General features: G+C 73.6%; 15 protein-coding genes. 7 read left to right on the top strand and 8 right to left on the bottom strand.

All coding sequences use genetic code 11. The features are described from left to right. Positions 1-47: 47 nt before the first annotated feature. The 5 genes from ACZ7LE_RS03065 to ACZ7LE_RS03045 all read left to right on the top strand — a co-directional run bounded on the left by ACZ7LE_RS03065 (position 48) and on the right by ACZ7LE_RS03045 (position 6,350). A complete protein-coding gene (locus ACZ7LE_RS03065) occupies positions 48-1,253 on the top strand; it encodes a glycosyltransferase (RefSeq protein ID WP_470401906.1) in 1,206 nt (401 codons plus the stop codon). A gap of 195 nt (positions 1,254-1,448) precedes the next feature. After that, positions 1,449-2,831, top strand: a complete 1,383-nt coding sequence (locus ACZ7LE_RS03060; RefSeq protein WP_470401905.1) for a LacI family DNA-binding transcriptional regulator — start codon at positions 1,449-1,451, stop codon at positions 2,829-2,831. A 281-nt stretch (positions 2,832-3,112) separates the two neighbouring features. Beyond that, on the top strand, positions 3,113-4,243 hold the full coding sequence (locus tag ACZ7LE_RS03055) for a Gfo/Idh/MocA family protein (protein ID WP_470403274.1): 1,131 nt from the start codon (positions 3,113-3,115) through the stop codon (positions 4,241-4,243). A 47-nt stretch (positions 4,244-4,290) separates the two neighbouring features. Beyond that, complete coding sequence (locus tag ACZ7LE_RS03050; protein ID WP_470403273.1) at positions 4,291-5,493, top strand: dihydrodipicolinate synthase family protein; 1,203 nt, start codon at positions 4,291-4,293, stop codon at positions 5,491-5,493. After that, a complete protein-coding gene (locus ACZ7LE_RS03045) occupies positions 5,490-6,350 on the top strand; it encodes a sugar phosphate isomerase/epimerase family protein (protein WP_470401904.1) in 861 nt (286 codons plus the stop codon). Before ACZ7LE_RS03050 ends, ACZ7LE_RS03045 begins: the two co-directional genes overlap by 4 nt. A gap of 112 nt (positions 6,351-6,462) precedes the next feature. On the opposite strand, the gene ACZ7LE_RS03040 is transcribed toward ACZ7LE_RS03045, so the two are convergent. The 8 genes from ACZ7LE_RS03040 to ACZ7LE_RS03005 all read right to left on the bottom strand — a co-directional run bounded on the left by ACZ7LE_RS03040 (position 6,463) and on the right by ACZ7LE_RS03005 (position 15,245). Continuing rightward, complete coding sequence (locus tag ACZ7LE_RS03040) at positions 6,463-7,593, bottom strand: CU044_5270 family protein (RefSeq protein ID WP_470401903.1); 1,131 nt, start codon at positions 7,591-7,593, stop codon at positions 6,463-6,465. Continuing rightward, on the bottom strand, positions 7,590-8,204 hold the full coding sequence (locus ACZ7LE_RS03035) for an RNA polymerase sigma factor (protein ID WP_470401902.1): 615 nt from the start codon (positions 8,202-8,204) through the stop codon (positions 7,590-7,592). The genes ACZ7LE_RS03040 and ACZ7LE_RS03035 overlap by 4 nt, the downstream gene beginning before the upstream one ends. 225 nt (positions 8,205-8,429) lie before the next feature. Then, complete coding sequence (locus tag ACZ7LE_RS03030) at positions 8,430-9,149, bottom strand: ferredoxin-NADPH reductase (protein WP_470401901.1); 720 nt, start codon at positions 9,147-9,149, stop codon at positions 8,430-8,432. A gap of 5 nt (positions 9,150-9,154) precedes the next feature. Continuing rightward, complete coding sequence (locus ACZ7LE_RS03025) at positions 9,155-9,994, bottom strand: carbohydrate ABC transporter permease (RefSeq protein WP_377232070.1); 840 nt, start codon at positions 9,992-9,994, stop codon at positions 9,155-9,157. Further along, a complete protein-coding gene (locus tag ACZ7LE_RS03020; protein ID WP_470401900.1) occupies positions 9,994-10,944 on the bottom strand; it encodes a carbohydrate ABC transporter permease in 951 nt (316 codons plus the stop codon). Before ACZ7LE_RS03020 ends, ACZ7LE_RS03025 begins: the two co-directional genes overlap by 1 nt. Then, the gene (locus ACZ7LE_RS03015) at positions 10,944-12,239 is read right to left on the bottom strand and encodes an ABC transporter substrate-binding protein (protein WP_470401899.1); all 1,296 of its coding nucleotides are present in this window, start codon (positions 12,237-12,239) and stop codon (positions 10,944-10,946) included. Before ACZ7LE_RS03015 ends, ACZ7LE_RS03020 begins: the two co-directional genes overlap by 1 nt. A 64-nt stretch (positions 12,240-12,303) precedes the next feature. Continuing rightward, the gene (locus ACZ7LE_RS03010) at positions 12,304-14,226 is read right to left on the bottom strand and encodes a DUF2264 domain-containing protein (RefSeq protein ID WP_470401898.1); all 1,923 of its coding nucleotides are present in this window, start codon (positions 14,224-14,226) and stop codon (positions 12,304-12,306) included. Next, positions 14,223-15,245, bottom strand: coding sequence for a hydroxyacid dehydrogenase (locus ACZ7LE_RS03005; protein ID WP_470401897.1), 1,023 nt, complete (start codon positions 15,243-15,245; stop codon positions 14,223-14,225). Before ACZ7LE_RS03005 ends, ACZ7LE_RS03010 begins: the two co-directional genes overlap by 4 nt. 173 nt (positions 15,246-15,418) lie before the next feature. Here ACZ7LE_RS03005 and ACZ7LE_RS03000 point away from each other — a divergent pair, with 173 nt between their 5' ends. Together ACZ7LE_RS03000 and ACZ7LE_RS02995 are read left to right on the top strand one after the other, a co-directional pair. Next, on the top strand, positions 15,419-17,488 hold the full coding sequence (locus ACZ7LE_RS03000; RefSeq protein ID WP_470401896.1) for a heparinase II/III domain-containing protein: 2,070 nt from the start codon (positions 15,419-15,421) through the stop codon (positions 17,486-17,488). Next, positions 17,485-18,576, top strand: coding sequence for a substrate-binding domain-containing protein (locus ACZ7LE_RS02995; RefSeq protein ID WP_470401895.1), 1,092 nt, complete (start codon positions 17,485-17,487; stop codon positions 18,574-18,576). Before ACZ7LE_RS03000 ends, ACZ7LE_RS02995 begins: the two co-directional genes overlap by 4 nt. Positions 18,577-18,592 lie beyond the last annotated feature (16 nt).

Below are 18,592 nucleotides of genomic sequence, written 5' to 3'. Positions count from 1 at the left end.
GTAATGCACATCCGTAGGGCTCACTCTGGGCGCAGGAGGTGGTGTCTGTGATCCAGCGCAACGGCTTGCGTGTGCTCTCGCTCTACGAGGGCTTCTTCAGCGGCGGGGCTCGTGTCCTGCACTCGACGGTGGTCGCCGGTCTGCATCAGGGCGGTCGTCAGCAGCATTCCGTGCTGAGCCTGCACCACGAGGTCCGGCGCGAGGCCACCCTCCAGCGGATGGAGGACGACCCCCGCTACCGCGCGCTGCGCGCCGCGGGCGTCCGGATCGGCTCCCTGGGCCGCAGCACCGACGCCAACCACGACCCGCGGGTGTTCAGCGAGGCCGAGCTTCGGGCCGCGGCCCACCAGGCCGAGGGCTCGCACGTCATCCTGTCCCTCAAGGAGCAGCCGCTCCGGCTCGTGAACCAGGACGCGTTCCCGCAGCGCCCCGTCATCGCCTGCCTGCACCGGTCCGACCCGGAGCACCAGGGTGATGCCCTCGGCGACCTGCTGACCGCGGCGGAGCGCGGCCGGCTCGCCGCCGTCGTCTGCTGTGCGGAGTCCACGCGCGACGCGTACCGGGCGGCGGGCGTGCCCGCCGAGCTGCTGCGCGTGGTGCCCAACGGCATCAACCTCGCCCGGTTCCGCCCGGTCCAGGGCGCGCGCCGGCTCGCCCTGCGGGGCGCGGCCGGGATCCCGGCCGACGCGACCGTGGTGGTCTACGCCGCGCGGTACGACGAGATGAAGAACCCCGAGCTGTTCCTCCGGTCGGCCCGGCTGTTCCTCGCGCTCGAGCCCAAGGGCCGGGTGCTGATGTGCGGCGCCGGCATGAGCGCGGCCAACCCCGACCTCCAGGCCGACCTGGAGCGGATCTTCGGTGACCGCCCCGACCTGCTGGCGCGCCTGGACCTGCTGGGCGTGCGGCACGACATGGAGCTGGTCTACGCGACGGCCGACGTCGTCGCGCTCACCTCGACGTTCGGCGAGGCCGCGCCGCTGTGCCTCATCGAGGGCTCGATGTGCGGTGCCGTGCCGGTCACGACGCCGGTGGGCGACGCGCCGTCGATCGTCGAGCGGATCGGGTTCGTGACGTCGTTCGAACCCGACGAGATCGCCGCGACCTGGATCGAGGCGGCGGCCCGCCGCGAGGAGCTGGAGTCGGCGCGCACCGCCGTCCGGCCCCGGTTCAGCCACGTCCGGATGATCGCCGGGTACTCGAGCATCATCGAGCGCACTCACCGCGACGCCGGCTTACGCATGGCGCGCGTCTGAGGGTCCGCAGCCCGGGTGATCGGTAGTGCCGGGTGGCCGGGCGTCGGGTGGTCGGTAGAACGTCAGGTGATCGGCAGCTCGGGGTGCCGATCACCTGACGTTCTACCGATCACCCGGGTCCCACCGCGCGGCGTCACCGCGGCCGCGCCGGGCGCTCGGCGACCATGAGCGGGCCGGACACGGCAGGATGACCTCATGTCCGACGCCCCCGTCACCCTGAGCCAGGTCGCCCGCGAGGCCGGCGTCTCGCTCGCCACGGCGTCGCGCGCGATCAACGGGAGTGCCACGCGCAGCGTCCGCGAGGACCTGCGCGAGCGCGTCCTGGAGGCCGCACGCCGCCTCGCCTACTCGCCCGACCCCAGCGCACAGGCCATGGCCCGCGGCCGTACCACGGCGCTCGGGCTCGTGGTGCACGACATCGCCGACCCGTACTTCTCCACGATCGCCGCCGGCGTGGCGCGCGCGGCGGAGCAGGCCGGCCTCATCGTGACGCTCGCGTCCACGGAGCACAGCTCCGAGCGCGAGCTCGCCTTCGTCGAGCTCGCGCGGCGCCAGCGGTCGCGCGCGATCATCCTCGCGGGCGGCCGGCTGGAGCCGGAGGAAGGGCCGACGGCGGACGGCGGTGCGGCGGCGGGCGCCGCGGCGGCACCGAGCGGTGGCGGTGCGACGGCGGACGACGGCGCTGCGGTGGACGACGGCGCTGCGGCGGGCGGCACCCGCCCCGCCCCGGGTGCGCTGGAGGCCGCCCTGAACGCGTTCCAGGAGGCCGGGGGCGGGGTGGCGCTGGTCGGCCAGCCGATCGGCGGCCTGCCCGTGGTCGAGATCGCGAACGCCGACGGCGCGGCCGACCTCGCCCGCGCCCTGCACGACCACGGCTACCGCCGGTTCGCCGTGCTGGCCGGCCCCGCGGGCCACCGCACGGCGGCGGACCGGACGAGTGGCTTCACCGGTGCGCTGGCCGAGCTGGGCAACCCCGTCGCGCCCCACGACGTGCTGGCCTGCCCGTTCACCCGCGACGGCGGGTACTCCGCGATGCACGACCTGATCGAGCGCACCGGCAGGAGCGCCGGCGGAACCGTCGGCGGAGTGGCAGCGCCGCCCGACCCGTCCGGGGCAGCGACGTCCGGGACAGCGACGTCCGGGACAGCGACGTCCGGGGCAGCGACGTCCGGGGCAGCGACGTCCGGGGCAGCGACGTCCGGCGCAGCGACGTCCGGGGCAGCGACGTCCGGGGCGACGTCGCCTGGAGCGGCGTCCTCCGGCGGCGCCGGTGGGCTGCCCGAGCTCGTCTTCGCCGTCAACGACGTCATGGCGGTGGGCGCGATGGCCGCCGTCCGTGACGCGGGCCTGAGCGTGCCCGACGACGTCGCCGTGGCCGGGTTCGACGACATCCATACCCTGCGCGACGTGTCCCCCGGGCTGACGACGGTGCGGATCCCGCTGGCCGAGGTCGGCGAGCTGGCGACCGAGCTGGCGCTCGGCCGTGGGGAGCAGACGCGCACCGCGGTGCGCGGCGAGGTGGTGCTGCGCGACTCGACGCCGCGCCGCGCCGGCGAGCCCTCGGCGTCCAAGGCCTGAGTTCGGCACTCCGCCGACAACGCACGGGCGCGAGTTCGGCACCCTCCTGGCCGCCGAGCGTGGGTTCGGCAGTCGGCGTCGAGGTCGGCACAGGCCTGTGCCGACCTCGATGCCAGCTGCCGACATCGCGCACCAGCACACCGACGGGCCCGACCCGCGAGGCAGCCCGGCGCCCCACCACGGACGGCCCATGTACTCCCCCGGAAACGTGCGCTATTCTCGCCTGGAAAGCGCATTCCCACGACGATGGAGTCTCGCCCGTGACCACACTTCGCATCGCCATGAACGGCGTCACCGGCCGCATGGGTTACCGCCAGCACCTCGTGCGCTCGATCCTGCCGATCCGCGACCAGGGCGGCGTCACGCTCGCCGACGGTTCGCGCGTCCAGGTCGAGCCCGTGCTGGTGGGCCGCAACGCGGACAAGCTCAAGGAGCTCGCGGCCCTGCACGACGTCGAGCACTGGTCCACCGACGTCGACGCCGCCATCAAGGACGCCGACATCGTGTTCGACGCCGCCATGACCAACCTGCGCCCCGCGACGCTGTCCAAGGCGATGCAGCAGGGCAAGCACGTCTTCACCGAGAAGCCGACCGCGGAGACCCTCGCCGACGCGATCGAGCTCGCGCGGCTGCAGGCCACCACGGGCGTGACCGTCGGCGTGGTGCACGACAAGCTGTACCTGCCGGGCCTGGTCAAGCTGCGCCGCCTGGTGGACGAGGGCTTCTTCGGCCGTATCCTGTCGCTGCGCGGCGAGTTCGGCTACTGGGTGTTCGAGGGCGACTCCCAGCCCGCCCAGCGCCCGTCGTGGAACTACCGCACCGAGGACGGCGGCGGCATCACCACCGACATGTTCTGCCACTGGAACTACGTGCTGGAGGGCATCCTCGGGCAGGTCAAGACCGTGACCGCGAAGACCGCCACGCACATCCCGACCCGCTGGGACGAGCAGGGCCGCGAATACACGGCGACCGCCGACGACGCGGCGTACGGCATCTTCGACGTCACCACCCCGGGCGGGGACGACGTCGTGGCGCAGATCAACTCGTCCTGGGCCGTGCGCGTGTTCCGCGACGAGCTGGTCGAGTTCCAGGTGGACGGCACGCACGGCTCCGCCGTCGCCGGCCTGCGCGAGTGCCGCGCCCAGCACCGCGCGCACACCCCCAAGCCCGTGTGGAACCCGGACCTGCCGGTCACCGAGCCGTTCCGCGACCAGTGGCTCGACGTCCCCGCGAACGCCGACCTCGACAACGGCTTCAAGCTGCAGTGGGAGGAGTTCCTGCGCGACGTCGTGGCCGGGCGCCCGCACCGCTACGACCTGCTGTCGGCCGCGCGCGGCGTGCAGCTCGCCGAGCTGGGCCTCAAGTCGTCGGCCGAGGGCCGCCGCATCGACATCCCGGAGATCACCCTGTGAGCGGGACTGAGAGCGGGTCTGGGAGCGGGGTCGCCGTCGTCCTCCCGCTGTTCGACGCCGACGGCCGCGTCAGCGGCTCCGAGGCCGTCGAGCTGAACGCCCCGGGCCCCTGGACCACCCCGGACGCCCCGATCACGTCGCGCATCGCCTTCGCGGCCGCCCACGTGGTGCCGCAGGTCGGGGCCGAGAACGTGCCGGGCGCGCCCGCCGTCGTCGACTGGGACGCGACGCTCGCCTACCGGCACCGCATCTGGGAGCACGGGCTCGGCGTGGCCGACGCGATGGACACCGCCCAGCGCGGCATGGGCCTGGACTGGGCGGCGACCCAGGAGCTCATCCGGCGCTCGGCCGCCGAGGCCGCCTCCGTGGGCGCGCGCGTCGCGTGCGGCGCGGGCACGGACCAGCTCGACCCGGCGGCCGTCGCGGCGCTCGAACCGGGCGACGCCGGACTGGCCGTCGTCACCGAGGCCTACCGCGAGCAGGTGGGCGTGGTGCAGGACGCCGGGGCGCAGGTCATCGTCATGGCCTCCCGCGCCCTGGCCCAGGTCGCCCGCGGACCCGAGGACTACGCCCGCGTCTACGACGCCGTGCTGGCCGAGGCCGACCGGCCCGTGGTGCTGCACTGGCTGGGCACGATGTTCGACCCGGCACTGGCCGGCTACTGGGGCTCCGACTCGGTGGACGACGCCACGAAGACGTTCCTCGACCTGATCCGCGCCCACCAGCCACGGATCGACGGGGTCAAGGTGTCGCTGCTCGACGCCGCGCACGAGGTGGGGCTGCGGCGCGCGCTGGCCGCCCTCCCGGCGTCGGACGACGGGGTGCGGCCCCGGCTGTACACCGGCGACGACTTCAACTACCCCGAGCTCATCGCGGGCGACGAGCAGGGGCACTCGGACGCCCTGCTCGGCATCTTCGCGGCGATCTACCCGGCGGCGTCCACGGCGCTGCAGGCGTTCGACGCCGGGGACGCCGCCCGCGGGCACAAGATCCTGGCCTCGACCGAGGCGCTGGGGCGGCACATCTTCGCCGCGCCCACGTACTACTACAAGACGGGGATCGCGTTCCTGTCCTGGCTGAACGGCTTCCAGCCCGGGTTCTCCCTGGTGGGCGGCCTGCACTCGGGCCGGTCGCTCGCGCATCTGGTCGAGCTGGCCCGCCTGGCCGACGGCTGCGGCATGCTGCTCGACCCGGCGCTGGCCGCCGCGCGCCTGCGGGCGTTCCTGACGACGAACGGGGTGACCGCATGAGCAGGGCCTCCCTGAACACCGCCACGGTCAAGCACGCAAGCCTGGCCGAGGCGTGCGAGGCCGCGGCGACCGCGGGCTTCGGCGCCGTCGGGCCGTGGCGCGACGTCGTCCAGGCCGTGGGCGCGCCGCAGGCGGCGCGCATCATCGCCGACGCCGGGCTCCGCGCGTCGTCCCTGTGCCGTGGTGGCTTCCTCACCGCGGCGGACGACGCCGGCATCCGCGCCGCCCTCGACGACAACAAGCGGGCGATCGAGGAGGCCGCGACGATCGGCACCGCGGAGCTCGTCTTCGTGGTCGGCGGGCTGGTGGGCTCGACGCCGGGCGGCGCCCCGACGTCGGACGTGGACCGCGACCTGGTGGCGACGCGCGGCCGGGTGGCCGACCGGATCGCCGACCTGGTGCCGTTCTCCGCCGAGCACGGCGTGCGGATCGTGCTGGAGCCCCTCCACCCGATCTTCGCCGCCGACCGGGCCGTGATCTCCACGCTCGCGCAGGCGCTCGACCTGGCGGCGCCGTTCGCGGCGTCGGAGGTGGGCGTGGTCGTGGACACGTACCACGTGTGGTGGGACCCGGCACTGCGCACGTCGATCGCGCGGGCCGGTCGGGAGGACCGCATCGCGTCCTACCAGGTGTGCGACTGGGCGCTGCCGCTGGCCGCCGAGCCGCTGAACTCGCGGGGGCACGTGGGCGACGGGTACGTCGACTTCGCCACGATCACGGGCTGGGTGCGCGACGCCGGCTACGTGGGCGACATCGAGACCGAGATCTTCAACGAGGAGATCTGGGCCCGCCCCGCGGCGGAGACCGCCGCGACCGTGCTGGACCGCTACGAGAAGTACGTGGCCCCGCACCTGTAGGGACGCAGGTTCCCTTCGAGGCCCGGGTTTCTTCGCTTTGAGCCGTCTCAAAGCGAAGAAACCCGGGCCTCGAAGAGAAGTGAGGAGACCGCCCGGGCTCAGGGGCCCGGCGTCAGGGCTTCTGGCCCACCTCGTCCACGATGGTCCGCTCGACGATCGCGTGCGCGTCCGCCATGCCGTCGGGGTAGACATTCGCGACACCGAGCAGGTCCTTGGTCTCCGGATCGAAGATCAGGTCCTGCCGGTAATACCTCAGCTCCATGCCGACGGCGATGCCGGGCCGCCCGATCGCGTCAGTGACCCCGGGCGTCACGACCAGCTCGTCCACCCGGCTGAGGGCCTCGAAGACCGCCGCCTGCGACCTCGGCGTCAGGTAGTACAGCAGTTCGCCGGCGTTGACGAACATCGACGCCGCCGGTCCGTCTTCGTCCTCCATCTGCGGCAGGTCTCGCAGGTGGTCGTACATCGCGTCGGCGTCGGTGGGTGCGTCCAGGTTGAGCCCAGGCGTCGAGTTGCAGTCGCCGCCGGCCGCAAGTGCCCGCTCCATCCCGCCCCCCGCACAGGTGTAGATCGGGTACTCCTCGTACGGGTCCTCGGCGAACTTCCCCGCGGACAGGCTGTCCCGGGTTCCGTCCACCGAGCTCCAGATCCAGCTCTCCTCGTCCTCCAGGCTGGTCTTGGGCTTCTCGCCCACGATCTCGTAACGGGTGGTCCCCGTCGAGTGCTCGTACACGAACTGGTCCGGCCGAACGTGGTCCCACGAGTCGTCGGCGGCGGCAACGGTCCGTGTGGCGGCAGCCTGCAGGATCTCTGCCGCCGAGGCCGAGGCGGGCGGCACCACGGCCGCGCCGTCGTCGTCGTTGTCCCACGGCATCGAGAGGGTGGCCGTGGGGGCGAAGAGCAGGCCGCCCGCAACCGTGGCCGCGAGGCCCAGTCCGACAGCTGTCCGCACCACTGGCCTGCGCGTTCCGCCGGTCCGTCGTCGGCCACCCGGCCTGCGCCCGTCGGCCGACCCGCGCCGACCCCGCACGGTGCGGAGCAGGCCGCTCCCCGCCGAGTGCCCGTGCCGCCCGTCCGTCGCGGCGGCGGACGACCCCAGCTCCTCGGTCAGCCGCGCCTGGCCCGACCGAAACGCGGCGTCCAGGTCGGCCTCCGACGGGTCCAGCAGCGCCCCCGTCATCTGCAGTGCATCCAGGTCGGTCCCACCGAGCTCCTGCCCGGTCCACTTGGTGCTCGTCGTCATCGTCCGTCCTCCTCCTCGTCCCAGAGCCCACCCGGAAGCGCCGCGCGGACCAGCCTGCGTGCCCGGTGCAGCCGGGACCGCACCGTGCCCTTCTTGATCTCGAGGGTCGCCGCGATCTCCTCGTAGCTGAGGTCGCCCCAGGCCCAGAGCAGCAGCACGTCCCGGTCGTCGGGGCGGAGGCCGGCAAGTGCCGAGCCGAGCGCACTCCCGGCTGCTCGGGCAGCGACGTCCGTCGTGGCCCGGTCCGCGAGGTTGTCCTCGGGGCGGGCCGTCCCCAGGCGCGCCAGGGCGCGGTACCGGGTCGCCTCCGCCCGACGGAACCGGGCGATCTCCCGGGTCGCGATCCCGAGCAACCAGGCCCGGGCGTCGGGCCGGGTGAGGTCGTAGGTGGCACGACGGCGGAACGCCGCCACGAACGTCTCCGCCACCACGTCCTCGGCGTGCTCAGGCCCCATGCGGCGGTACGCGTACCGGTGGACCGTCCGGGCGTGCCGCCCGTAGACGGCCGCGAAGTCCTCCGGCTCGTGCAGGGACGACGCGATGATCTGGGCGTCGGAGCGACCTGCCTCGGGGTCGACGTCGGCGCCCACCAGCTCGGCGGCCGCCGTCATGGCCCCGCCCCGCTCGACGTCACGAGCTCGTTCGTCTGCATCGTGCCTCCCTGCCCGTCGGAACCACTGTCACCCTGGTATCCGCACGGCGACAGCAATCGGTTCACGACACGCAGGCCGAGGCGTTGAGCACAGCAGTCGCTGCCAGTCCGAGGGTTCGGCTGGCAGCAACTGCTGTGGTCGATCGCCCCGGGCTGGGGCAAGGGCAGCAGGCCCGGCGGGCGGCTACGGGCGGGCGGCCGCGCGGAGAATGAAGCGGCAGACGCCCCACGCCGCGAACAGGAGCGGGGCGGCCGCGAAGCCCAGGCCCACGGCCGGGCGGGTCGCGACGACGCCCACCAGCAGGCCGAGCACGACCAGGGCCCCGGCCGACAGGTACCAGCGCCGCACCCCGAGCACGAGGGCCGCGAGCAGGACGTTCCGCAGGCGCGCGCCCGGCATCTCGGGCACGGCGGCCAGCGCGAGGAGCCCGGTCAGCACCGCCACGACGGCCAGCGTGACCAGCACGGGGATGGCGGCCGCTCCCGCCGTCCGGCCCCAGAAGAAGGCGACGTCGACCGCGGCCACCACCACGGCGCCCGTCGCGAGCGCCCCGATCGCCAGGCCGCGGCGCAGGTGGCGGCGCCAGGCGCCGGCGAAGGTACGGACCACCGCCGTCGACCCGTCGGCGCTGAAGGCGCCGAACACCGCGAAGGCCGCAACCAGGGCCGGGCCGAGCAGCGGCGCCGCGAGGGCAGCGAGCGGCCAGGTCGTGGCGAGGTCGGTCGCCACGACCAGGACCACCAGGGGCAGGCACGCGACGGCCAGGAGCAGGTTGGTCATCAGGCCCGTGTAGACGGTGCCGAACACCAGCTCGTAGGTCTCGGGCCCGAGCAGGGTCCGCCGACGGCGCGGGGCGCCTGCGCCGGCGGCCGCGCCGGCCGAACCCACCCCGGCAGCACCCACGGCACTCACCCCTTCACGCCCGTCGTCGCGATGCCCTGCACGAAGTACCGCTGGCCGAGCAGGAAGATCAGCGCGATCGGCAGGACCGACAGCACCGAGCCCGTCATGATCAGCGCGTGCTCGGCGTTGTACTCGCCGATGAACGACTGGAGACCGATCTGGATGGTCCACAGCTCGCGGTCGCGCAGGTAGATGAGCGGCCCGAGGTAGTCGTTCCACGTCGAGACGAACGTGATGATCGTCAGCGACGCCAGGGCCGGGACCGACAGCGGCATGATGATGCGCCACCAGATCCCGTACTCGGAGAGCCCGTCGATGCGCGCCGCCTCCGACAGCGAGTCGGGGATCGACTCGTAGTACTGCTTCATGAGGAACACGCCGAAGGCGCCGAACGCCTGCAGCAGCATGATCGCCCACAGGGTGTTGTTCAGGCCCCAGCTCGAGAGCATCTGGAACTGCGGGATCATGTACGACTGCCACGGCACGGCGATGGTCCCGATGTACAGCAGGAACAGCGCGTCGCGGCCGGGGAAGCGCATCTTGGCGAAGCCGTAGGCGGCGAAGCTGCCGGTCAGCACCTGGAGCAGCGTCACGGCGACCGACAGGACGAGGGTGTTGCGCACCCACGTGACCATGTCGGCCTTGACCCAGATGTCGAGGTAGTTGCGCCACTGCACGGGGTCGGGGATCCACTCCACCGGCGCCGTGAACACCTGGTTGTTCTGCTTCAGGGACGAGATCACCATCCAGGCGAACGGGAGCATGATGCCCGCCGCGGCGAGGATCATCACCACGTAGAGCAGCACCCGGCCGGACCTCCGGAGGGCGGACGGACGGGCGGCCATCACGCCTCCTTCCGCTTGTTGTACAGGAACTGCACCACGGTCACGAGGATGCAGATGAAGAACAGGACGACGGCGACGGCCGAGGCGTAGCCGAACTCGAACTGCTGGAAGCCCTTCTGGTAGATGTACTGGCTGAGCACCAGCGTGGCCTGGCCCGGACCGCCGTCGGTCATGACGAGGATCAGGTCGAAGACCTTGAAGCTCTGGATCGTGACCATGACCGTCACGAAGAACATCGTGGGGCGCAGGCACGGCAGCGTGACGTTCCAGAACCGCTGCCAGGCATTGGCGCCGTCGATCCGCGCCGCCTCGTGCAGCTCACCGGGGACGGTCTGCAGGCCGGCCAGGAACAGGAGCATGTAGTAGCCCATGTCCTTCCAGGTGCCGACGATGATCACCGCGGGCATCGCCCAGTCCTTGGAGACGGTCCAGCCGGGCATCTCGCCGTCGACGAACAGGCTCAGGAACTGGTTGATCGGCCCGTACTCGGGGCTGAACAGCATGTTCCACACCACGGCCACCGCGACGATCGACGTGATGTACGGGAAGAAGGCCACCGTGCGGAAGAAGGCGGCGCCGCGCAGCTTCTGGTTCAGCAGCAGCGCCAGGCTCAGCGACACGACGATGGTGATCGGGATGTGCAGCGCGGCGTAGTAGAAGGTGTTGCCCAGCGCGGTGTGGAAGCTCTTGTCCCCCACCAGGCGCGTGAAGTTGTCGAGGCCCACCCACTGCGCCGCGCCGAAGATGTTCCAGCTCGTCAGGGAGATGTAGAACAGCGTGACCACGGGGACGAGGGTGAGCACGGCGAACCCGGCGAAGTTCGGCAGGATGAACGTCCAGCCGATCAGCGCGTTGCGGACCTTGAGCGACGTGCGGGGTGCCCGGAGGGGCGGGCGCCCGGGCTGCGTGAGCCCGGGCGTCCGCCGGTCCTCGGCGACGGGTGTCGCCATCAGCCGACCTCGTTGGCGACGCGCTCCTCGGCCTCGGTGATCGCCTCGTCCACCGGGGTGGACTCCGACATGATCGCCGAGTGCATCTCGCCGAGGATGGTCTGGATGGCCGCGGTCTTCTGGCCCACCGGGTTCTCCGGCAGCGTGTCGTGCGTGGTGTAGGCGAAGCGGGACAGGTCGTCCTGCGGCACGCCGTCGAGCGCGAAGATCGCGTCGGCCACGGTGTCGTCGATCAGGGCCGGCGTGATGCCGATCTCCGCGAGCGCGGCGGCACCGTCGGGGCCGGCGGCGAACCGCAGGAAGTCCTTGGCGGTCTCGATCTTGGACTCGTCGATGTTGGAGCTGATGCCCATCGTCGTCGGGTCACCGAACGTGGCCGGGGTGTTCTCCGTGCCGGTCGTGGACTCGTCGAGCTGCGGGATCGGCGCGATGCCCCACTCGAACGTGTCCGCGGCACCCGACGCCTGCTCGGCGACCAGCGTGCCGATGTACCAGGAGCCCATCGGGAGCATCGCTGCCTTCTGGGTGCCGAACTGCGACTGGTAGGCCAGCTCGTTCGTGGTGACCGTGGCGAACGACGGCTGCGAGCCGTTGTCCTGCAGCGCGAGCTGCCGCTCGTAGTACGGGGCCAGGTACGAGAAGTCGCCGCCGTCGAGCGCGGCGCCCTCGGTCTGCGCGAGCGCGAAGCCCTGCACGGTGGACTGCCAGCTGTGCAGGTAGGTGCCCGTGACCTCCTTCTCGCCGATGCCCTTGGTCAGCTGCTCGGCGGCCTCGGCGTAGTCGTCCCAGGTCCAGGAGCCGTCGGGCAGGTCCACGCCGGCCTTCTCGAAGAGCGCCTTGTTGTAGTACAGCAGCCACGAGTCCTGGCGGTAGGGCACCGCGTAGGTCTTGCCGTCGACGGCCATCGGCTCCAGGCCGCCCGTCGCCGGGTCGAGCTCGCCCGCCACGTCGGAGATGTCGAGGAGCGTGCCGCCCTCCTGGAACGTGATGTAGTTCTTCAGGTTCTTCACGATGAAGACGTCGGGCGCGGCACCGGCGGACAGGTCGGCCGTCAGCGCGGTGTCGTAGTCGTCGCCGGCCGGGTACTCCTTGAGCTCCACGGTGACGTCCGGGTTCGCCTCGTGATAGGCGTCCGCGAGCGTCTGGAACTCCGGCGTGGACGCGAAGTCCCAGCCGGCCAGGCTGATGGTGACCGGGCCCTCGGCGGCCGCGGGCTCGTCCTGTCCGCCGCACCCCGTCAGGGCCAGCGAGGCGGCGGCGGCGATGCCGAGCGCACTCATGATCTTGCGGTTCATTCCTACTCTCCTTCGAGTGAGTCGTACTGCGACGCCCCGGTGACGTACCACCGGGTGCGTGTGGTCAGGGCAGGGTTGCCGTGGTCCGTTCCCCGTCCGGCCAGGTCACGACGGCCTGTCCGGCGGTGAGGTCGAGCTGCGGTGCGGCGGCCGGGGCCGCCGGTGCGGCCTGGTCGTCGGCGGAGGCCCGCCCGAGGTGGACGGCGACGCCGGTCCAGCCCTCCGGCACCGGGGCGTACCGCAGCCAGGGGGTGGTCGTCGGGCCCGCGAGCGGCGTCGCGTCCTCGGCCGTGGCCGTCCCGCCGACCGGCGCGGTGTCGCCCAGCAGCGGTACGAGCGTCGAGTCGAGGCCGGGCCCGGCGGCCCAGCCGCCGATCCGGAGCGCCGTCGCCCGGGCGTCGACGTCGTCCGCGGCCTTGACCAGCCGGACCTCCCAGGCGCCGCGCACGATCGAGACGGTGGTGATCCGCCCGGCGGCGGTGGCGACCCCCGGCCGCCCGGACCCGTGGTCGGGTGCGGCCGGGTCGGCCTCGACCCAGTGCGCGGAGGCCACCGAGGCCAGGGCCACGGCCGGTCCCGCCGTCCCGACCGGGACCGGTTCGAAGCCGGCACGGTGCGTGGCCTCCCCCGCCGCGTCCACGAGGACGACCGACTGGTCCAGCGGGGAGCTCCAGCCGTCCGCGTCCAGCAGCGGGGACGTCGCGGTCGAGTAGCCGAGGCGCGCGTACAGGGGCGAGTCGCCGCCGTCGGCCCCGGGCAGGGCATGGTCGGTGCCGTGGTTGATCACACGCACGATGCCGTCGTCCCGCGTGGCGCTGATCGCCCAGCCGGGCGCAGCCGCCACCGTGAGCACGTCGCCGACGTCGACCGGCAGCGGCTCGGGGGCCGCCGTCCACACCTCGTGCGTGGCGGGCAGCGCCAGGCCCAGCAGGCCCTTGCTCGCCCAGTACGGCGAGCCGGTGCCGCTGTACCGCTGCGCGAGAGGGCGCCACGGGTGGTGCCAGCCGAGGGTCAGCAGGCCGTCGGCGCCCGGCACGTCGTGGTCGGCGAAGTGCCGCACGATGCGCGTCGCCGCCTCGCGGAGCTGTCCCGGCCGGCCCACGCCCGACACGGCGCCGGCCCAGAACGGCGCGGCGGCCGCGAAGCGGTAGGTGAGGCTGCGGCCCTGGAGCAGCGGGGAGCCGTCGGCGCCCACGAGCGCCAGGGCGTCCTCCAGGTAGCGGGCCAGGTGCTCGCGGTCGGACGCCGAGCGCACGGCCAGGTCGTCGCCCGCCGCCGCCGCGACCTCCGCGGCCCCGGACATCCGCGCCCACAGCGCGGGGTACAGGTGCAGCGCCCAGCCGGCGTAGTGGTCGAAGCTGCGCTCCGGGCCGTCGGCGAACCAGCCGCCGGGACGCCGGAACCGGTCGTGCGCGGCGAGGTCGCGGGTCACGTCGTCCGCGGAGAACGGGCCGCCGACCGAGCGCAGGAAGGTCTCCACGACGATCCGGAACCAGACCCAGTTGTTGTCCGGGTAGCCCTCGTCGCCCACGACGGTCCCGAGGTAGTCGACCACGTGCTCCTGCGCGGACGGCGTCATGCGGTCCCAGATCCAGGGCCGCGTGAGGTCCAGGATCAGGGCGAGCGACGCCGCCTCCACCTTGGCCTGGCCGTGCTCGTCGGGCCGGGTCCAGCGCTCGGGGTGCGCGGGGTCGGTGCCCGCCGCCAGGCCGGCCGCGTAGCGCTCGGCGAGACCGGTCGGGTCCGCGCCGTCCTCCCCCGCGAGCCGGAAGCCCGCGAGCAGGAACGTGCGGGCGAAGCCCTCCAGCCCGTCGACGGCGGTGCCGTACCCGCCCGGCGTGCCGGGCAGCGTGATGAGCGAGCCGCTCGGCGAGGCGTACGGCTCGACGGCGGCCAGCAGCCGGTCGGCGTAGGCCGCGAGCCAGGCGCGGGCCTCGGGGCCGGACGCACCCGCGCCGGCCGGGACGGTCGAGATGTGGTCGGTCATGCGACGAACTCCATGTCCTCGCGCGTCACGGCGCTGCGGGACTCCTCGCCCCGCGCGTACCGCTCCAGCTCGTCGAGCGCGGCCGCGGTCATGCGGCGCGCCTCCGTGCCGAGCGACCCCGCGATGTGCGGCGTGATCATGACGTTCGGCAGGTCGTACAGCACCGACGACGCCGGCAGCGGCTCGGGCTCGGTGACGTCGAGCATCGCGTAGATGCGTCCGGTCTCGCAGGCGCGCTCCAGCGCGGCGGTGTCGACGACGGCGCCGCGGGCGGTGTTGATCAGCGTGGCGCCGTCGGGCAGCAGGGCGAGCTCGCGCGCGCCGATCAGGTGGCGCGTCGACGGCAGGTCGGGGGCGTGCAGCGAGACGATGTCGGAGGCCGCCAGCAGCTCGTCGAGCGGCACCAGCCGCGCGCCGGCGGCGGCCACGGCGGCCGGGTCCGCGATCGGGTCCGCCACGAGGATCTCGCGGGTCTCGGGGCCGGAGCCCGGCACGGTCAGCCGCGCCACCACCTGGCGGCCGGTCCGGGAGAAGCCGACGATGCCGACGACCCGGCCGCGGTTGGACAGCTCGCCGTGCTCGCTCAGGTACGACCAGTCGTCGCGGCGCTTGCGCGCGATGTTCGCGAGGAACGGCGCCTTCTTGCCGGCCATCAGGATCGCCGCCACCGTGAACTCCGCGACCGGCAGCGCGTTCTCAGCCACCGCGTTGGTCACGAGCAGCCCGCGGTCCCAGACGGCGTCGGACACGAGCGACCGGACCGAGCCCGCGCAGTGCAGCACGGCGCGCAGGTTCGGGGCGAGGTCGAGCACGTCGGCGGTGATCCGGGGGGCGCCCCAGGAGGTGAGGAGCACCTCGACGTCGGCCAGGCGGGCCTTCGCCTCCGGGGTGTCGTACGCGGTCACACGGGCGGGCTCACCGAGCCTCGCGATCGCGTGCAGCCGGGAGTCCTCGTCCGGGCCGAACTGCATACGCAGTGCCCGATCGTCCATGACGAGCAGGGCCTCAGGTCGCCGCACCACCGCGCTCCTCTCCATCGAGTCCGCGTCCGCCTGACCGTTCAGACGAACAATTCCGATCACCTACGATCGAACGATGGCCCATTGAAGCCCACCTGCCTGGCCGTTGGCAAGCCCCTGGCGTTCGGGAAAGAGTTCCACTACGATCATTTTCGATCATTGGAGATACGCACATGACAGCACCGTCGCTGCCTGCGCCCGACGTCACGGCCCGGAGCCTCTGGGCCGGGTCGCGTGTGGCGGACGCCCTGGCCCCCACGCTCGCCGACGCCGACGCCGAGCGCGGTACCCCCTGGCCGCAGCCCCTGGCCTCGCAGTACGCCCGGTTCTTCCGCGACGGCGTCCGCACGGTCTACGAGGCGCAGGTCGCGGCCCGGCAGGCGCGGCTGACCCGCGCTACGCTCGCGGCGCTCGTCGACCCGAGCGACGAGCGGGTCGACGAGGTGGTCGACGGCGTGCTGCTGCTGTGCGAGCAGTCCTCGTGGTGCTGGGCCGCGCACGACGACACGTTCGACCGGTTCGGCCGGATCACGCCCACCGTCACCGAGCCGTACCTGGACCTCGGCGCGGGCGAGGTGGCCGGCCAGCTCGCCTGGATCGACCACCTGCTCGGCCCGGCCCTCGACGAGCGCGCGCCCGGCGTGCGCTGGCGCGTCCGCCAGGAGGCGCAGACCCGCGTGCTGCGGCCGTTCACGGAGCGGCGCGACTGGTGGTGGCTCGGCGTCGACCACCCGATCATGAACTGGAGCCCCTGGATCCAGGGCAACGTGCTCGCCGCCAACCTCGCGCTGGAGGAGGACCCGGACCGGCGCCGGGCCACCTCGGCGCTCGTCGCCGAGGGGATCGCCGCGTACTGGGCGTCACTGCCCATCGACGGCGGCGTCGACGAGGGCTACCACTACTGGTGGCAGGGCGCCGCGCGGGCCCTGGAGGCGCAGGACCTGCTCGCGTCCGCGGGGATCGAGCCGACCCCCGAGGCACTGGACCGGATCCGCGCGACCGTGGCGTTCCCGCACGCGATGCACCTGGGCGGCGACTGGTACGTCAACGTCGCCGACGGCGCCGCGCGGCCCCTCGCGACCTGGCCCTGGAACGTCGTGCACGCCTGGGCGCAGCGGGTGGGCGACGACGCGGCCGCGCGGCACGCGGCGTCCTACCGCGGGCGGCCCGGCGGACTGTTCGACGAGCGCGCCTCCCTGCCGCGTGCCGTGGGCCTGCTGACCGGCTCCTGGGCGGACGCCCCCGCCGCCGCGCCGCCGCTGGTAGGGCGGTCCGTGTTCCCCGCGACGGGCATCGCGGTGGCGCGCTCGGCACCCGGCTCGGCGCGCGGCGTCGCGGTGTCGGTCAAGGGCGGGCACAACGACGAGAACCACAACCACGTGGACGTCGGCTCGGTGATCGTGGCGCTCGACGGCGTGCCGGTCGTCGTGGACGCGGGCAAGCCCACCTACCGCGCGGGCACCTTCGGGCCGGACCGGTACGACCTGTGGGTGGTCCGGGGCGACTGGCACAACGTCCCGCGGGTGCGCGGCGTGGAGCAGGCCCCGGGCCCGGAGTTCGCGGCGGACGCCTTCGAGGTGTCGGACGACGCGGCCGACGGCGCTGCCGGCGACCGCGCGGCCGGCGACGGCGAACGTAGGGTTGATCGCGTTGTGAGCGCTGAGAGTGCGACTGACCCTACGTTCGACGCCGAGCTCGACGGCGGGCGCGACGCCGGGCTCGACGTCCGGCCGGGCACCGGCTGGCGGGCGCGGGTCGAGCTCGCCGGGGCCTATCCCGTGCCCGGGCTCCAGCAGTGGCGGCGTGACGTGACGCTGGACCCGGCGGCCGAGGCCGTGACCGTCGAGGACTCCTGGCGGTTCACCGACGCGGCACGGACCGCAGCGGCCCTGGCGGCCGGTCCGACGGCGTGGCACTGGCTGCTCGCGGGCGACGTGACGCTCACGCCCGGCCGGGCGGTCGTCCGGTTCGCGCCGGGCGGTACCCCGGACGCGCCGGACGGTACCCCGGACGCGCCGGACGGTACCCCGGACGCGCCGGACGGCCGTACGCTCGCCCTCACCTGGGACGTCGCGGACGTCGACGCCGAGCTCGACGTGCGCGCGCTGGACGACCCCGAGCTGTCCGCCGTATGGGGTGAACACCTGACCCGGTTGCGACTCACGGCGCGCGCAGAGGCGCCGTCGGGCACGTTCCGGGTCACCATGAGACCCACCGGGTCGGGATCGCAGGAGGTTGCATGACGCAGGAAGCGCCGCTCCCGAGCGAGCGTCGGGCGCGCCTGATCGCGCGGGTGCGGGAGACGGGTTCGGCACGCGTGAGCGACCTGTCGCGCGTGCTCGGCGTGACGCCCGTGACGGTGCGACGCGATCTCGCCGTGCTGGTCATGGACGGCGCGCTGGAGAAGGTGCACGGCGGCGCCCGGATCCCGGCCCGCACGGCCGGGCGGCAGGACGTCGAGGACGCCGCCGACGCCGGGCAGCCGACGATCGGCGTGGTCGTGCCGTCGCTCGACTACTACTGGCCCGAGGTGATCCGCGGCGCGCGCGGCGCCGCGGACGGCTCGGCACGCCTGATCCTGCGCGGTGGGTCCTACGACGTGGACCAGATCCGCCACCAGCTCGCGGCGCTCGTCGGGGACGACGGCGGCCCCGGCGTCGACGGCCTGCTCGTCGCGCCGCCCGCCTCCGGTCCCGACGCCACCGAGCTGGGCGACTGGCTCGCCGGCCTGGACCTGCCGGTGGTGCTGATGGAGCGGCGCCTGGTGGGCGGCCCGTACCGCGAGCCCCTGGAGTCGGTGGCGACCGACCACGCGCTCGGCTCGGGCACGGCGGCGCGCCACCTCGCGGAGCGCGGACACCGGCAGGTCGGTCTGGTGACCTCGCGGACCAGCCCGCACTCGGCCGCCGTCCGCCGCGGGTTCCTCGCCGCGGCGCAGGACCTGGAGTTCGACGTGGTGCTTGATCTGGAGACGGCTCCGCTGGGCGACGCCACGTGGGCCGCCGACGCCGCGTCCGTGCTGGACCGGTGCGCGGAGACGGGCGTGACGGCGGTGCTGGTGCACTCCGACCGGGAGGCGATCTCGCTGGTCGAGCTGGCGCGGGAGCGCGGCGTGCGGGTGCCAGCGGACCTCGCGGTGGTCGCCTACGACGACGAGGTGGCCGCCCTGGCCGACCCGCCGCTCACCGCGGTGAGCCCGCCCAAGGCCGCGATCGGCGCGCGAGCGGTGGAGCTGCTGACGCGCCGGCTCGCGGACGCCGACCGCCCCGTGCACCGGATCGAGCTCAGCCCCCGGCTGATCGTCCGCGCGTCGAGCGCCACCCGCCCCTGACGTGTCGGACGGACAG

This window comes from Promicromonospora sp. NPDC110617, assembly GCF_055598465.1.
This window is presented reverse-complemented; position numbering and strand designations above follow the sequence as displayed.

Coding starts and splice junctions, on each gene's coding strand:
- ACZ7LE_RS03060 (WP_470401905.1), top strand. CDS start 1,449: ATGTCCGACGCCCCCGTCACCCTGAGCCAGGTCGCCCGCGAGGCCGGC.
- ACZ7LE_RS02995 (WP_470401895.1), top strand. CDS start 17,485: ATGACGCAGGAAGCGCCGCTCCCGAGCGAGCGTCGGGCGCGCCTGATC.
- ACZ7LE_RS03035 (WP_470401902.1), bottom strand. CDS start 8,204: ATGACGGCGGCCGCCGAGCTGGTGGGCGCCGACGTCGACCCCGAGGCA.
- ACZ7LE_RS03020 (WP_470401900.1), bottom strand. CDS start 10,944: ATGGCGACACCCGTCGCCGAGGACCGGCGGACGCCCGGGCTCACGCAG.
- ACZ7LE_RS03000 (WP_470401896.1), top strand. CDS start 15,419: ATGACAGCACCGTCGCTGCCTGCGCCCGACGTCACGGCCCGGAGCCTC.
- ACZ7LE_RS03025 (WP_377232070.1), bottom strand. CDS start 9,994: ATGGCCGCCCGTCCGTCCGCCCTCCGGAGGTCCGGCCGGGTGCTGCTC.
- ACZ7LE_RS03045 (WP_470401904.1), top strand. CDS start 5,490: ATGAGCAGGGCCTCCCTGAACACCGCCACGGTCAAGCACGCAAGCCTG.
- ACZ7LE_RS03055 (WP_470403274.1), top strand. CDS start 3,113: ATGAACGGCGTCACCGGCCGCATGGGTTACCGCCAGCACCTCGTGCGC.
- ACZ7LE_RS03015 (WP_470401899.1), bottom strand. CDS start 12,239: ATGAACCGCAAGATCATGAGTGCGCTCGGCATCGCCGCCGCCGCCTCG.
- ACZ7LE_RS03040 (WP_470401903.1), bottom strand. CDS start 7,593: ATGACGACGAGCACCAAGTGGACCGGGCAGGAGCTCGGTGGGACCGAC.
- ACZ7LE_RS03010 (WP_470401898.1), bottom strand. CDS start 14,226: ATGACCGACCACATCTCGACCGTCCCGGCCGGCGCGGGTGCGTCCGGC.